At 55.1% G+C, this 15,359-nt stretch carries 12 protein-coding genes; 6 read left to right on the plus strand and 6 right to left on the minus strand.

Translation table 11 applies throughout. The features are described 5' to 3' along the window. The first annotated feature begins 76 nt into the window (after positions 1–76). Genes AB1L30_RS11700 through AB1L30_RS11715 form a run of 4 tightly spaced genes read left to right on the plus strand, consistent with a single transcriptional unit; the run spans position 77 to position 5,572 of the window. Positions 77–865: an SDR family oxidoreductase gene (locus AB1L30_RS11700; RefSeq protein WP_367013606.1), complete on the plus strand. Its 789-nt coding sequence runs from the start codon at positions 77–79 to the stop codon at positions 863–865. Between the two features lie 52 nt (positions 866–917). Beyond that, positions 918–3,227: an MMPL family transporter gene (locus tag AB1L30_RS11705; protein WP_367013607.1), complete on the plus strand. Its 2,310-nt coding sequence runs from the start codon at positions 918–920 to the stop codon at positions 3,225–3,227. A 36-nt stretch (positions 3,228–3,263) separates the two neighbouring features. Beyond that, the gene (locus AB1L30_RS11710) at positions 3,264–4,316 is read left to right on the plus strand and encodes a 2-dehydropantoate 2-reductase (RefSeq protein ID WP_367013608.1); all 1,053 of its coding nucleotides are present in this window, start codon (positions 3,264–3,266) and stop codon (positions 4,314–4,316) included. Positions 4,317–4,324: 8 nt separating this feature from the next. After that, a complete protein-coding gene (locus AB1L30_RS11715) occupies positions 4,325–5,572 on the plus strand; it encodes a hypothetical protein (RefSeq protein ID WP_367013609.1) in 1,248 nt (415 codons plus the stop codon). 92 nt (positions 5,573–5,664) lie between these two features. Here AB1L30_RS11715 and AB1L30_RS11720 read toward each other — a convergent pair whose 3' ends face one another. The 5 genes from AB1L30_RS11720 to AB1L30_RS11740 form a co-directional block, all read right to left on the minus strand. Next, positions 5,665–6,303, minus strand: a complete 639-nt coding sequence (locus AB1L30_RS11720; RefSeq protein WP_367013610.1) for a hypothetical protein — start codon at positions 6,301–6,303, stop codon at positions 5,665–5,667. Positions 6,304–6,381: 78 nt separating this feature from the next. Next, complete coding sequence (locus AB1L30_RS11725) at positions 6,382–7,641, minus strand: GTP-binding protein (RefSeq protein ID WP_367013611.1); 1,260 nt, start codon at positions 7,639–7,641, stop codon at positions 6,382–6,384. Positions 7,642–7,706: 65 nt separating this feature from the next. Continuing rightward, complete coding sequence (locus AB1L30_RS11730; protein ID WP_367013612.1) at positions 7,707–8,228, minus strand: hypothetical protein; 522 nt, start codon at positions 8,226–8,228, stop codon at positions 7,707–7,709. Positions 8,229–8,694: 466 nt separating this feature from the next. Beyond that, entirely contained in the window at positions 8,695–10,047 is a 1,353-nt protein-coding gene (locus AB1L30_RS11735) for an MFS transporter (protein WP_367013613.1), read from the minus strand. A gap of 153 nt (positions 10,048–10,200) precedes the next feature. Beyond that, positions 10,201–11,133 carry a hypothetical protein gene (locus AB1L30_RS11740; RefSeq protein ID WP_367013614.1) on the minus strand — a complete coding sequence of 311 codons (933 nt, stop codon included), beginning with the start codon at positions 11,131–11,133 and terminating at the stop codon, positions 10,201–10,203. 585 nt (positions 11,134–11,718) lie between these two features. Between AB1L30_RS11740 and AB1L30_RS11745 the strand changes: the two genes are divergently transcribed. After that, the gene (locus tag AB1L30_RS11745; RefSeq protein WP_367013615.1) at positions 11,719–13,215 is read left to right on the plus strand and encodes a sulfatase-like hydrolase/transferase; all 1,497 of its coding nucleotides are present in this window, start codon (positions 11,719–11,721) and stop codon (positions 13,213–13,215) included. A gap of 93 nt (positions 13,216–13,308) precedes the next feature. Then, a complete protein-coding gene (locus AB1L30_RS11750) occupies positions 13,309–14,232 on the plus strand; it encodes an alpha/beta hydrolase-fold protein (RefSeq protein ID WP_367013616.1) in 924 nt (307 codons plus the stop codon). Between the two features lie 15 nt (positions 14,233–14,247). Here AB1L30_RS11750 and AB1L30_RS11755 read toward each other — a convergent pair whose 3' ends face one another. Next, positions 14,248–15,162 carry an SGNH/GDSL hydrolase family protein gene (locus AB1L30_RS11755; protein ID WP_367013617.1) on the minus strand — a complete coding sequence of 305 codons (915 nt, stop codon included), beginning with the start codon at positions 15,160–15,162 and terminating at the stop codon, positions 14,248–14,250. Positions 15,163–15,359 lie beyond the last annotated feature (197 nt).

The raw sequence follows: 15,359 nt of genomic DNA on the forward strand, positions 1-15,359 counted from the left end.
AAAATACGGACTCGCCATGAGTTACGAATATTGAACACACCATTGAAGCACCGCCAGCTACGAGAGAGTTTTACCCATGACCCCATCAGCCGCCGCGGTTGAGGTCGCCGTCGTTACGGGAGCTTCAACCGGCATTGGTCGTGAATTTGCCCGCAGGCTTGCCAAACGCTGTGGCAAGGTCATTCTGATCGCGCGTGATGCGGCGCGTCTGGAAGAAACACGCCAGGAGGTGGTTGCCCTTGGGGCAGCTGCAGAGATTATCGTTTGCAATCTTTCCGAACGATCTGAAGTCGAGCGACTAGCCCAGCAACTTAGTGAAATCCCGAATATCGAATACCTCGTCAACAATGCCGGCTTCGGCACAATGGGAGACTTCGTTGACGTCGACCGACAGCAACATGCGGACATGATTAATGTTCACGTCGTGGCGACCGTGCTGCTAACTCATGCCGTTGTTGCCGGGATGAAGGCACGTGGACGTGGGTACATTATCAACGTTGCCTCGATGTCATCATTCATGATTGGGCCAGGCCAGGTGACCTATGCCGCGACAAAAGCCTCGCTGACGTCCTTTTCGGAATCGCTCCAGGTCGAGCTCGAACGAACCGGCGTTCAGGTGCAAGCACTCTGCCCAGGCTTCACACGCACCGACTTCCACAATCGCCCCCAGTTTGAAGGCTTCGACCGCGATACGATATCCGCGAATCTCTGGCTCACGCCAGAGAAGGTCGTCGACTTTTCGTTGAAGAAGCTTCCGTCGAAAAGGGTCGTATGCGTGCCAGGATTGAAGAATCAGTTCTTTGCCAGGCTCATGACCTTCCGCTTCGTTCGGATCATCGCCGGAAAATCAGTCCGAAAGAAATAGCACGAAGACGCAGACTTCGATTCCCAAAGTATAGGACTGCCTGGCAACTTTGATGAGGCGACCTTCTCCACTGACGTTGATTTCTCTCGGTACCTTGGTGCTGATGGCACTGGCCGCGCCAATTCTGGTTCTGGGGGCGGATCAGGCGTTGCGAACGATGTTCAATGCGCCGATTCGCTGGATTCCTGAGAAGTTCGACTCGCTCCAAACATTCCATGAATTTACCAGCCAATTCGACGTCCACGAGATGATTCTGCTGAGTTGGCCAGACGCCACCGTCGATGACCCTCGCTTGGATCTTGTGGCTGAAGAAATCATGCGACGGCAACAGCAGCGGACGGAGGATGGGCTTCCCAAACTATTCGTGGGTGTGCCTAACGGTTATCGGTTGCTGCAGCAGTTGACGTCGGAACCCCAGTCCCTATCGCGAACCGAGGCGATCGAGCGGCTGAAGTCGGTGTTGGTTGGTCCCGATGGAAAGACGAGCACGCTCGCGATCGAGTTGACACCAGAAGGTGCTCTGGATCGGCGAATTGCCCACGAGATTGCGCTGGCCTCGGCAGAAAAGATCGTGGGACTACCACGGGACCAGTACCTTCTGGCAGGGCCAGCGACCGACGGACTTTCCATCGACCAGATGAGTATTGAATCGGTCCAAACCTTGGCCATTCCCTCGTCGGTGCTTGCCTTTCTGCTGTGCTGTATTTGTCTGCGATCGATCTGGTTTACGATCCCGATCGTGATCGTTGCTGCCGTTGGCCAAGGGCTGGTGCTGGCTTTTGTGTATTGGCTTGGCCTGCAGATGAATGCCATTTTGATTGTGCTTCCACCACTGGTATTCGTCTTGGCGATCTCGGCCGGAATTCACCTGGTGAACTATTACTACAGCGAGCTGAGCGACGGAAACTTCGTAACGCCTGCGGTCGATGCGATTCGCAAAGGATGGTTTCCAACCGTCCTGGCCGCGGTGACCACGGCGATTGGCCTGGCCTCGTTGATGGTCAGTGAGGTCGCCCCAGTTCGGCACTTCGGCATCGTTGGCGCGATTGGCTTGTTGGTGACCTGTGCGCTGCTGCTGTTGGTTCTTCCAGGGGCCATGGAACACTGGCCCGGCCGGAAACAAGCAGCCAATAAAGCTGGATTACCTTGGTGGTCCCCATTGGCAGGCTCCGAGGACAACTGGCTTTGGAACCAGTCCGCCCAATTCATTCGCCGTTTTCACCACTGGATTGTTGTCACGGCGTTTGTCTTGCTGGCGTTCACCTCCATTGGGCTGACACGCGTCAATTCGACGCTGAACGTATTTTCAATGATCTCTGAATCGACGAAAGCTGTACAGGACCAGCGATGGTTCGAAAACAACGTGGCTCCATCGGTGCCCGTTGAAGTCATTGTGCGGTTTCCAGATCTTGCTGGCGATCCTCGGATGTTGGACAAAGTTCGCGTGATCGAGAAGTTGCAGAACGAGGTTCTTGCCGTCGATCATGTCCAGGGAGTCATTTCGCCATATACTTTTCTTCCGCCGATACCGGATGGGGGTGATGTGCGAAGCGTTCTTCGACGCACGGTGTATCGCCGTCAGGTCGAAAAACAACTCCCGATGCTCGTCGAGGCAGGCTACGTTCGAAAAGTCGAAGGGGCGCAGTTATGGCGGATCAGTGGTCGAGTCGAACAAGATCCTGATATTGATTACGGTACATTTCTAGTCGATTTGGAAGAACAGATTGCGCCTGCCGTGGCCGCTGAATCGGATGAGTCGTTTCCCATTTCGGCGACCTACACCGGGGTGACATCGGTGGTTTACGATGTGCAGCGTGCCTTGTTGAAGGACTTGTTCTACAGCTTTGTCACCGCAATTGCTCTTGTGGGGATTGTGATGGTGGTTGTACTGCGGAGCGTCGTAGCCGGGACGCTGGCGATGGTACCGAACATCTTTCCCACAGTGTTGGTGTTTGGCACCATGGGCTGGTTGAACTGGGCGGTTGATATCGGCTCGATGATGACGGCCAGCGTTGCCCTGGGAATCGCGGTCGATGGAACGTTTCATTTTCTGGGATCGTTTCAGCACGCACTCAGAAAGGGAGCAGACCGGTTCGAGGCGATTCGCATAACGTATGGCCATTGCGGCCGAGCACTAGCACAAACAACGTTCGTCTGCGCCGCAGGGCTGTTGGTCTATAACGCCAGCGACTTCATTCCGGCCCGCAGCTTCTCTTGGATGCTGCTGGTCCTGTTAGTGATTGCCGCGGTCGGCGACTTGATTGTCTTGCCTGGTTTGTTGGCAGGGCCACCGGGGCGTTGGTTTCGGTCAGAACGCCGATCCAAGATTGCAACCGACACTCGCGATGTTACCGCGGAATAACGGCATTTGGCAGACTTGCTTCCGAAGAGAAACAACATGACGAAAGTTGGAATACTGGGTGCCGGGGCGATCGGTTCGCTCGTCGGAGGACTTATTCAAACTCACGATCCGGAAGTGGAAGTGGTGATGCTGTCTCGTGGTGAGCATGGGCGGATGATGGAGCAGCGAGGCACCATTGTTCTGCACGGGCCATGGGGTACGCGCGAGACTCCGGTGACCGTCTGCACCGACCTGGAACAGTTGCGCGATTGTGATCTGCATATCTTAACGGTGAAATCGCAAGACACGGTCGAGACGTTGGAGCGTGTCGGACCTTACCTGGGGGATGCAACGATTGTGTCCTTGCAAAATGGGACCAACCAGACCGTGCTACGAAAGTTCCTGCCAGCAGAGCAGTTTCTGGTAGGTATGACGGCGATCAATGTTGCGCTGGTTGAACCCGGAACGGTCAGTCTGCAACTGGATGGGGTGACAATGATTGGTTCCACCCTCAGCGATCCTCCGCAAGATCGAATCGAAAAGGCGCTGCAAATCCTTCGGAAGAGTGGGCTGGCGTTCAAGAGTCACGAAAACATTGTGGGCGTTCAGCTCAATAAAGTTTCGATCAATTGCCCCGGCTATGCCTCAGTGTTGTCGCAGAGCAGCTTTCTCACCGAGTGTATTCTCGACCGATCGTGGCGAAACGAAGTCGCCAAACCGTTGCTGGATGAATGCTTTGCCGTACTTAAGGCGGCCGGTGTGAATCTTGTACGGGTGCCGGGGCCTTCCGATATCAAGCGGTTTCGCAGCTTGTTGAACCTGCTCGATGTACCGTTACTTGGCTGGATCGCCGCGACTGTCATTCGGATCACCAAACGCAAGCGAATTGTCTATTCGGTCGAACAAGACTTGATTCGCCGTAAACCGACCGAGATCGACTATGTCAATGGCGAGATCGTTCGATTGGCGAAAGAGCACGGAACCGAGGCGCCTTTCAACGAACTGGTTGTGGAAATGGTGCATCAGCTCGAACAACGCGATCCACTGAAGTTCTTCAGCATGGACGAAGTGGTGGAACGGTTTCGTCAGCTGCGAGCCTCGTTATCATGAAGATCCTCATGACCGACGGGACAAGTGCGTCCGCGCGACAGACACTCTATGGGGTGCCAAAGGAGCACGCGATTGATGTTCTGGCCCCATCGGCATTGTGCCAATGTCGATTTTCAAGCAAGGTCGCCCGATGGCGAAGGTGTCCGAAGATAGGAACCGAGCCGGTCGAATACCTGCGAGAGCTGCTCGGTCTGGTTCGCGGCCACCAGTACGACCTTTTACTGCCGACCCATGAAGAGGTCTATCTGCTATCAAAATTTCGTGATTCCATCGCCCAGCATGTCCACTTGGCAGTTCCAGCCTTCGACGCGATGCAGAAGCTGATTGGAAAGATCGATTTCGCCGAGACGATGCATGCGTTGGGCCTGCCAACCCCAGCCTTTCAAGTGAGGCACCCTGACTCGCTGCTGAAGGGAGACCTTTCATTTCCGTTCTATTTGAAAGTGAACCTGGGTACCGCGGGACTTGGGGTCCGGCTCGTCCGAAACGCCGAAGATCTAACGAGTGCTCTCGCCGAGTTTCGCGACGCAAAGCTTCTGGAGAGTGAACCACTCCTTGTCCAGCAACCTGCCACGGGACAGATGTGCGTCGGCCAGGCCGTTTATCAGGATGGCCAGTTGATGGGGGCTCATTCGGCCAAGGTGCTGATCGATTGTTCCGGAGGGGGGGCGATGCTGCGAGAAAGCGTTCACCATCCAGGCGTCATCGACGACTTGAAACGCTTAGGGAATTCACTTGGTCTCCATGGTGCGATTTTCGTCGAATACCTCTACGACGAAGCAACACAAACACCTTCCTATATCGAATGCAATCCGCGGATCGGAGAATCGGTGAATGCCATTCTCAGCGGAGTCCCCCTGGTGAAGCTCTTCTGCGAGATAAGTGCCGGGCAAGTCGTCGATTCTTTACCGGTCGGCAAGGAGGGAGTTCGCAGCCACACCGGTTTCGTTCGATTGATGTGGATGGGTGCGGAAGGGGCAACACGACGAAGCATTCGTCAGGAACGAAGTGATATGCGGTCCCAGCGAGGACGCTACGATCATGCCCAGAACGAAACGACACGGCCAGATGAAGATCGATACAGCGTATGGCCAGCAAGGTTTGTCGGGCTGAGGTTACAACTCCGTCCCGCCAGCGGAGCGGAAATGATCAAGTCGACCGTATTGAATTATTCACTGCCATCTTCCGCGTGCCGCAAAATTGACGCGTTGCCGGCTGACTTCGCCAGGCAGATTTTAGAAGGCTCGGCCTCCTAAAAAAAATAGTCGCCTCAATTTGTGGCGTCTGACTGAGATGCAGGGACGATCCCCTCGAGACCTGTTCTTTGTTGAACCAGCATTCCATCGCATCATCGAGGCTTCCAGGCGGAAAGCTGGTGATGGTCTGCAAACGTCTCCGCAAGGGTATGCCAGGCCGAAGCAAACTGGCAGGCTGGGATGATAGCATGTTTACGTTTGTTCCAGGCAATCAGCGTGGCTTCGCGGTAGGCGAGACCTAAGCGAGATGCGACGTCGGTTTCGTACTGGGCGATCCATTCAATTATTCCCAGCGTCAGCCGGACCGATCGCTGACGATTGTCGGCGGTGTTGACCGGCGATGGGGGCAAGTCGGTATCGGACCAGGGAGGAGAATCTAACGTTGGCTGGCGAAGGTAACGAGGTGCAAAGGTGTTTCGCGAAATGAAAATCCCGCCTAACGAATTTTCCCCGTAGAACGCGCCGAATCCTCGCAGCACGACACATCGGCCCCCCGCCAGCGACAACTGGTAGACGCTGCTGGAGCAATCGGTTCGTTCTGGCGGCGGCTTGATCTGGCTAAAGCCGAATTCCCGTAGCCAGTTCCCCTCAGGACGCAGCACGTCGCGCCCCCAGCACCAACACTGCTGCTGAAACAGATCACTCGCACGACGCCGAATCGCTTCCGCCGCGTCCACAGTATCAATCTTCGCGGTTTGTTGCAGCAAAGCATGCTTTACGCGCTGGATCATGCAGTTCACCTCGCATCGATTTTTAAGGATAGGGTGACTATCGTTACGTTGAATTCGTTGAAGGGCTGTGCTTTCAGATCATGGGAGATCATTCGACGCAATTTCCTCCGAATGCTCTTCCTCAACCCGGATCGCTGGCAGCGGATCTGGAAGGCGTTCCCACAATTCCGGACCGGCGGCGAATTCCAGATCGGTGAGCAGACATTCGTTCAGCCGCGATTCGACTTGAGTGCGATCGACATTGATCCCAATGAAGACCAGCTCCTGGCGGCGATCGCCATACTTGCCTTCGAATTGGCTCATCAGCTGCGAGCGTACTTCAGGTTCTTCAGGCCAATACTCATCACTGGCGGCATCCCACCAGATTCCGGCTGGGTTCAACTGGATCGAGACACCGGCCTGAGACCATTGATAGGCATAGTCGTTCCGAGTCGCGATCCAGGCAAAGCCTTTGCTGCGAAGGATCCCGGACAGGATGCCATCTTCGCGGTTGACCATGTCCCAAAGCCGACCCGGATGGAACGGACGCCGCGAGCGGAAGACAAAATTGCCGATGTTGTACTCTTCGGTTTCGTGAGATTCTTCGCCACGCGGCACGGCGAGCCAATCGGCATGCTGCTCGGCCTCGTGCAACTGAAAGAGGCCTGTCCCCAGGATCCGAGATAAAGGGAGCTTGCCGTACTCGGTCGTCACGACCTGGGCGGTTGGATTGAGCCGGGCAACGATGGACTTGAGCAGGCTCAATTGATCGGCGTCGACGAGGTCGGCCTTGTTGATGAGTATCACATTCGCGAATTCGACCTGGTCGACCAGCAAATCGACCACATTGCGAGTATCCTCTTCGCTCAGACCAATCTGACGATCGACCAGGTCGTCCCACGAACCGAAGTCGAGCAGGAAGTTCTTGGCATCGATCACGGTTACCATCGTGTCAAGCGAAGCGAAGTCGGACAGACTTTGGCCCTCGTCATCGATGAACGTGAACGTCTCGGCCACCGGCAGAGGCTCGCTAATTCCGGTGCTTTCAATCAGCAAATAATCAAAACGGCCTTCTCGTGCCAGGCGGCTGACTTCGACCAGCAAGTCTTCCCGCAGCGTGCAGCAAATGCAGCCATTGGTCATTTCCACCAGTTGTTCCTCGGTCCGACTGAGCGCGGCACTGCCGTCGCGGACGATTGCGGCGTCGATGTTGATTTCACTCATGTCGTTCACAATCACGGCGACTCGCAAGCCTTCGCGGTTGGCGAGAATATGATTGAGTACGGTCGTCTTGCCTGCTCCCAGAAAGCCAGAGAGAACCGTCACAGGGAGTTGCGGTGAATTGTTTTGCGCGATCATGGATATCCTTGCCTGGCGATGATTCGTGATTGTTGGAACGGACGTTGGGGAGAAGGGAGGGGATTCTAATCCGGTTGGTGATTCGCGAGATCGAGCTGACGTGGGCCAACGCGATGACGCTGAAGTTCACGCTCGAGATTCTCTTGAATCAGCGCACGCTTCGCGGGAAAGATGCGGCTTAGTTCCTCTGCCAGCGACAACAGTTGCGAGTTCGATAATTCACGGTCGATGGCGACCAGGCGAACTCCATAGCTGGAAAGCCGCTCGCGCCACAGGGAATCGTCCGGCACGTTATCTGAGGGCCGGTACAGATAGACAGACCCGTTCCGCAGAGCGACTGCCCGCTTGTTCAACACTCGATAGGAAGGCAACTTGCCAGTCGCCTCCCAAAGTTTGGCTTCGGTATCACTGAGCAGCGTTTCGAAGGTGATCCTGTCGCCGAGGAGCAACAAAGCAGGTTGTGCTAGTTCTGGCTGAAGGGCTCCGACTTTGGCATCCGATTCTGGAACGAGTTGCGTTTCGGCGATGGCAATCCGGCTGCAAGTTACCAGGCAGGCAAGCAGAAAGATGAAGCGAAGTCCGATCATGTCGTTACCTCCTTTGCCGGAAGAAAATAGCTCTCACTGGTGCGTATGCTTCGGACATGCAAGTGTATTGCATGTAGTCCGTGGTTGTAGATTCTATGCATATGCAAGAGGGTTGCAAGTGGCGAAGTGACGCAAACGTCTGAAATTCAAGACGTGACTTAATTGGGCATCCTGGAAGGGCACGTTTGGCTTGGCTTTCATCGGGACGCCGTATGCGGTTGCCAAGCAGCCGAGAGAAGGGGCCAGAGGGAAGACTCTAGCCCATTAACAGCAGAGAAAACGCCAATTACAAAGACGTTTAGACCCTAATGGGTGGTAGAGGAGATGGTCGCCGACTGCTTGAAGGAAGGCTGACGACCGTAAATTCTGCCTGTTACACGCAAGCCAGCAATTGGTTCACGTATTTCCAGTTGACGACGATCTATCACGCATCGACTGGCGGTTGACTGCGCCGTAATCGCACCGCTTAAGATGCGGTGTTGGGAAGCATCGCTTCGTCAGGATTTTCCGACGAGGCTTCAGGAGCGTGTGGATCTTCGAGTTTTTCGCTCACTTCTTTCGGATTGATTGCCAAGACAATCGCGACGAGAACAATCTGCAGAATCGCGAGGAAGATGTGAAGCTCGCTTATGTTGAAGGCCCACTCCATCGTGCCAGAGAACCGGGCACCCAAACCGTTCGAAACGTTTAACAAGGCCATAAACGCGGTGAACTGCGTCGCCGCGATCGGTCGCCAGCAGATTCCCATGAACAAGGCAAACATGGAAACTTGCAGGAACGCGGCGAGGGTCGATTCGACGAGAAAGAGAATGGTCACCACGGTTGAATTTGACCAGTATGCTTCCGTCATCGGATAGGCAAGCCAGCAAGTCGAGAGGGCGACGAGACTAAAGATAACCGTTCGCTTGGTGCCGAGAGCCGAAGCAAGGATCCCGCCGAGTACCGACCCTCCCAGGCCAAACCAGACAGCCAGTTGCCCTTCCAGGAAAAGCCAGTCACTGCTGGTCCATCCCAGTTCACGCTGCAGATAAACAGGCCAGATAATCAGGTGCGAGTTGATCGTAATCAACGAAAGAACCGCGAGAGACGCGCCGAGGATCGTCGAGTGAAGCGAGAAGGCTCGAAACAGCATCTGGAACAGCGCCCGAAGCGAGGCTGGGTGCTCCATTTCCTCGGAACGCGAGTGATGGTCGCGCGCTTTCTTGCTCGGCCAGAGTAAATCGCCAGGACGCTCTCTGAGGCAAAGTGGCACCGCCGCGATCAACAGCAAGATGGCAATTTGAACGGAGACCGCACTGGGGAACCCATAGGCCAGGATAATCTGTCCGAGGATGGCACCACCGATGAACGTTCCGCCGTAGCTCGAGGCGAACATGAAACCATTCGCGACGCCCCGTTCTTTCGCTGACAACATATCGACGGCAAGTGCATCAACCGACACGTCTTGTAGCGAGGCGAAGACGTTGACCAGCAACACCATCACGGCAATGATACCGACGCTGGTTGTCAGTTCAGGGATAAACGCCATTGCGCCGAGAGTCAACGTCATCAGGAACTGAGCAGCCAGGATCCATGGGCGACGTCGCCCCATCGGCAAATAGCCGAAGCGGTCGATGAATGGCCCCCAGATCCATTTCAAGGCCCACGGCCAACTCACCATGGCAACCACCGTTCCGATCGCCTCGGTCGAGACTTGCTCGCTGATCAGATAGGTTTTGAGGGCAATGCGAACGAAGCCATCGGGGATTCCCTGGGCGGCGTACAGAATGCAAAGAGTCGACAGACGCAGAGCAGGATTGTCGCTGAGATACGGCTTCAAAAGTTTCCTCGGCTCGCTTTCAAAGGCAGGGAACTTGCGGACAGATCCACAAATGTTAGTATTTGCGCAGAGGGGAATGACAGTGGATTATTTGCAGGGATATGGCAGATATTTCCAAAAGTCGGCTACGCCCCAGCGATCGCCAGACAAACGCTATTCTGTCGCCTCGTCTTCCTGCTTTTGATCGCTGCCGCGGATCTTGTTGTTGGATTGAATCAATCTTTCGGGCCAGCGGAAGGTAGGGGCCTGACTCGGATCGTAACCTTGCATGTGCCCATGCAGCCGCGTGGTCGGCTTGGTGTAGGTGAGCTTCGTATCACCAAAGACTTCCTGGCAGATCGCGGCGAGACCAGGGTCGTACTCCTTCAACTCTTCTCGCGTGTTGACATGATTATGGGAACTGTCTGGTTCGCGATTGTTATCGAACCAAGACTGCACGCCCTCGGCGAAGTACTCGCGGTGGTCGACCGAAGCATACTTGTCTTTCCAAAGCCCTGCTTCCATCGCCTTGTCGTACGTCTCCTTCAGCCGATGGTCGAAGGTGGGATCGATCCGGACGAGCCCACGCTGGTGGATATTGTGAGCGAATTCGTGAATCAGAATGTTTTCGGTCGAGTAAGGATCGCCCTCATAACCGAGCAGGTTTTCTTCCCCGCAGCTGCAGAATGGATCGTCGGTTAGCGTGCCGCCGGTACCGCGGGCCCGGGCATCCCAATACTCTTTCGGTTTGAAGTGCGAAAACTCCGGCAAGTCGGTCGTAAATTCGTCGTAAGCCAGAATCAACATCCGTGAACCACTTGCCGTCATCGCGCGTTTTAGATCGGGGCGATTTGCCAGAAGCTGATCGATCAGATAGGCCGCTTCCTTCAGCGCATAGTCGTTGACCGTCGCCGAGGCCAAAACGGCGTAGCCATTGGCGTCGACATACTTGGCGTAAAACTGCGATTTATTCCACTGCTCGGGAACCGGCTGGATTGGGTACAGTTCATCGGCTTGGAGGGTGGGCGAAATCGTCAGAAGCAACGTCAGGCAAGCGACATTCCGAAGAGCCGTCCGTAACGAAGTATTCCAGAAGTTGTTAAACATACGTTCGCACTAATCGCGGAGTTTATAGAAGATACCAGTCCGTCGATTATCGACCTTGTCGCGCGAGAATGCCAGTTGTTTTTCGACGGCAGTGATGAATCATTTTCGCTCAGTACCGTGGTGGTGGGTTACTGTGAAATGCTGCGAAATTGCGAAACTGGTCCTTGGTCGCCCTCGTGGCCGAAGGTCACATCATGATCCCGTGGCAGAACGCAATGCGATTCCCATTCAAAGCGGCATGCAAGTTGGTGTTGAGTGGGAGACAGGTTTTCACCGAATCAGCATTTCGGGAAGGTGATAAATGGCCATCCTAATTCAGCCGAGAGTATCGACGCATTCTCAGTGCGCCACACCGCCTGGTTATTGACGCCCTGATGTCGTCCTCTTGATTCGCGATAGGGGCACATGAGGAAAAAACTCTCAATCGAAATTGGAGTGTTAATCGTGGTTGCTCGTGCGTTGAAAGCGACACGCAACGATTCGCCCGATTTCGCGGGGCAAAGGGCTTGTGAGTGCATGCGATTGGTTTCTGCGGCATCTACAATGAGGGCACCCCTATAAAATCCCTTCGCGAGATTCTCCGTCATGTTGGTTCGTGCTCTTGCTGCGGTTGGTATGGTCATCGGTTCGTTTGTCGCCATCGGTCTGGCTGACGAACAAGTCGATCCGAAGCCTGCCGATCCGTCCCCTAACATCGTTGTTATTTTGGCGGACGATCTGGGATGGAACTCGGTCGGATATCACAATCCCGAGTTTATTACACCGAACATCGATTCGATCGCCGCCGACGGGATTACATTGAATCGGTTTTACGTGGCGCCGATGTGTTCGCCGACGCGGGCCGGGCTGATGACCGGACGGTATCCGATTCGATTTGGCTGTGCCCGGGCGGTGATTCCGCCGTATCGCGACTTCGGTCTACCTGTTTCGGAAGTCACCCTGCCAGAGATGCTGGCGGAACGTGGCTATGAAAATCGAGGCATCTTCGGCAAGTGGCATCTGGGACATCGCCGGGCAAAATGGCATCCACTGGCACAAGGCTTTACGCACTTTCACGGTCACTACAACGGCGCGATCGATTACTTCGAGCTGTCGCGCGATGGTGTCCGTGACTGGCATGTTGATTACGAATCTTCCGACCAGCAAGGTTACGCGACCGACCTGATCGCCGATGCCGCGGCTGACTGGATTGTCGAGTCTGCCAAAACGGATGCACCCTACTTCTGCTATATCCCGTTTAACGCTCCCCATTCTCCCTATCAAGCACCGGACGACGCGATCGAGCGGTACGGTAACCTTCCCGACGTCCAGGGACGCAATGAAAAACATCGTGAGATCTACAAGGCGATGATCGGCCGCACGGACGAAGGCATCGGCCGAATTCTGAAGGCGATCGAATCGACCGGTGAAGCCGACAACACCATCGTGTGGTTCTTCAGCGACAACGGCGGCGTCGGCAACTTGCGGGATATCAACAAACCGCTAAAGGGCTCGAAGCTGACTGTCTTCGAGGGGGGAACTCGTGTGCCTGCTTGCGTTCGCTGGCCAGCAAAGATCAAGGCTGGGCAGTTGAGCGATGTTGTTTGTGGCTATATCGATCTGCTCCCCACGCTGGTCGGCACGGCTGGCGGCAAAAGTCAGACCCTGACCGACAAGCCACTCGACGGCATCGATCTGACGTCGATTCTTGTCAAGCCTGAAACGGAAACGAGTAACCGAGCCTGGTTTTCGTACCATGGTCAATCAGGACCAGAGGCTGAACATCTTGCCGTTATCCAGGAGGGATGGAAGCTGATCGTCAACGGACCGCGGCTAACCGATGTAAAGCAGTTGAAGGATGGTTCGCACAAGGTTCGACTGTTTCATCTGCAAGAAGATCTCAACGAGACAACCAACCTGGCAAACGACAAACCGAAGAAGGTGAATCAACTTGCACGGCAACTGATCACGCACCGGGCACTACAGCCAGCGGACGCGGTACCTCCGTACGGGGTTGGCAGTGCAGGCTTCGTACCGCCACCGCTTTGGCAGCTTGATCCGGCCAATCCTGACGAACTGGTAGGTGGCTATCCGGCAAAATAGATCCCGTCATCCTTGGCTGCTTGCAATCGCCACTCGCTTGAGGTTACCGTGAACCGATCGGAAGTGATTGGACTGGCAGGCAGGATGGTAATCATGATGCTTCGAGTGGGTTTGTTGTGTGTGGCGTTATTCCTGGGCGGTTTGTTCATCAATGAGCTGCAGGCGCAGACCACCAAAAAGAAAACGCCGCCCCCGTTTCAATGGGTGAACGAACCTCGGATGCTGCCAACTGGCGTTCAACACGGGGTCTTTTCAAGCCCGTCGATGCAACAAGACGTTGGCTATTGCGTCTACCTACCCCCCTCGTACGCCACCGACACGGATCGACGTTACCCGGTCGTCTATTACCTCCATGGCGGCCGCCCTGGTAACGAGAACAAGAGCGTCGGTTTGGCCAAATACTTTCACCGCTATATGACAAGCGGCGACGCACCGGAGATGATTTACGTCTTCGTTAATGGAGGTCCGGTAAGCCACTACAACATGGCGGAACGCAAGAATGCCATGGGAGAAGATGTCTTCGTCCAGGAGTTGATTCCATTCATCGACAAGACGTACCGCACCATCGCCGATCGGAAAGGGCGCGGGCTGGAAGGCTTCTCCCAGGGAGGCCGGGGAACAACACGAATCATGTTCAAGCACCCCGACCTGTTTTCGTCCGCGGCTCCTGGTGGTTCGGGTTATGCAACGGAAAAACGGATTTCGGAAGATAACGGTCGCGAGAATCCAGGGCTCGTTTTCGCGGCGGGTGACAACACTTGGGACCTGGCTCGGAAGTATGCCGAGACGAAAGAGCCGCCCGTTCGGATCATGGTGCACGTCGGAACCGCAGGTTTCAACTACGAAAACAATCTCGACTACATGAAGTTTCTCGAGTCACTCGAAATCCCTTTCGAGAAAATCGTCGTGGATGGTGCCCCACACAGCGCACAAAAGATCTACGACGAGCGAGGCCTTGAACTGGTCCGCTTTCATGCCGACAACTTCCGTCGTTCAGGAGCGTTGCCAGCGGAATAGCGAACGCAGCAACGACTAACCTTCGCGGCGCAACGAATTGATCGAATCCTTCAGCTTGCTGGCGACTTCTTCCGTATCGCCCAGAGGCTCGGGAGTGACAACCTTCTCTCGGGAATAGCCAATGTGCTTCATCCAGTGGGAAGAGCGATGCTTCCGCAAACGATCGACTGCCTGATAAACCGGGTCGGCCTTGATCGTCTCGAACGAGTCGTTGGGTACATCGACATTCAAGGCAGCCAAGATCGTTTTCGCCATCAGCAGATGCCCCGCCTCGCCAGGGTGAACATGGTCTTTTGAGAAGACTTCGTCCTGGGCATCGCGTGCTTTTCGCATGGCTGTGTGCAAGTCGATCACCTGGACCCCTGGTTCGTTCAGCGAAGTCTCCCACGCGGCGTACTTTGTCATCACGCGATCGTAGTTGAACTCTTCCGGCTCGGTTGTCGCGTCGTAGATGGGAGGGGTTACTAGGTAAATCTGCTGCACCCCGGCCGCTTTGCACTGGGCGATCAATTGCTTGACACCTGCTTGAAAGGCGGCGAATCGCTCAGCTTCCAGCGGCTGGTAGATTCCGTCGTTGATGCCGTAGCAGGCAAATACAATCTCAGGCTGAACTCGTTCGAGAAGTCGACCTAATCGCTCGAACAAGCATGGGCGAGGAAACGCTCCACCGGCATGTCCTTTTTCGCTCAGGCCCGAAAGCGTTTCGCTGGCGAGGCCGAGGCCGTAAATATCGAAGTCTTGTTCTGGATAAAGCCTTTCCAGGTAATAGTCGACGAACGTCACGTATCCGCCAGCCTGGGTAATGCTGTCCCCCAGAAACACGACGCGCTTTCCAGCGAGCGGAGCTTCCGCAGGTATCAGCTCAGCGGCCAACGTTGGCGAAAGCAAGAAAAGCAATGAGCAAGCAACAAGTGGATACAGCAGTTTCATGGAAGGCCTGCATGGGGTGGGAAGGAGGGCTTCGTCGCCTGGAGCAACGGGTTGGAGGTATAATCTAGATTGATTCGCCATCGGGCTCAAATAGATCGAGCAGAATCGACTACGATTCGCCTTCCTGCGATCAAAAAAAACGTTGATTTACGGTCAACTCGACATGCACGATCGTGTAAATTACTTTCTCCAGCTGT

This window comes from Bremerella sp. JC817, from assembly GCF_040718835.1.
Taxonomy (GTDB): Bacteria; Planctomycetota; Planctomycetia; order Pirellulales; family Pirellulaceae; genus Bremerella.

Bases quoted from the DNA above. Each gene is read 5' to 3' on its own strand.
- AB1L30_RS11700 (WP_367013606.1), top strand. From the start codon at position 77: ATGACCCCATCAGCCGCCGCGGTTGAGGTCGCCGTCGTTACGGGAGCT.
- AB1L30_RS11705 (WP_367013607.1), top strand. From the start codon at position 918: ATGAGGCGACCTTCTCCACTGACGTTGATTTCTCTCGGTACCTTGGTG.
- AB1L30_RS11710 (WP_367013608.1), top strand. From the start codon at position 3,264: ATGACGAAAGTTGGAATACTGGGTGCCGGGGCGATCGGTTCGCTCGTC.
- AB1L30_RS11715 (WP_367013609.1), top strand. From the start codon at position 4,325: ATGACCGACGGGACAAGTGCGTCCGCGCGACAGACACTCTATGGGGTG.
- AB1L30_RS11720 (WP_367013610.1), bottom strand. From the start codon at position 6,303: ATGATCCAGCGCGTAAAGCATGCTTTGCTGCAACAAACCGCGAAGATT.
- AB1L30_RS11725 (WP_367013611.1), bottom strand. From the start codon at position 7,641: ATGATCGCGCAAAACAATTCACCGCAACTCCCTGTGACGGTTCTCTCT.
- AB1L30_RS11730 (WP_367013612.1), bottom strand. From the start codon at position 8,228: ATGATCGGACTTCGCTTCATCTTTCTGCTTGCCTGCCTGGTAACTTGC.
- AB1L30_RS11740 (WP_367013614.1), bottom strand. From the start codon at position 11,133: ATGTTTAACAACTTCTGGAATACTTCGTTACGGACGGCTCTTCGGAAT.
- AB1L30_RS11745 (WP_367013615.1), top strand. From the start codon at position 11,719: ATGTTGGTTCGTGCTCTTGCTGCGGTTGGTATGGTCATCGGTTCGTTT.
- AB1L30_RS11750 (WP_367013616.1), top strand. From the start codon at position 13,309: ATGATGCTTCGAGTGGGTTTGTTGTGTGTGGCGTTATTCCTGGGCGGT.
- AB1L30_RS11755 (WP_367013617.1), bottom strand. From the start codon at position 15,162: ATGAAACTGCTGTATCCACTTGTTGCTTGCTCATTGCTTTTCTTGCTT.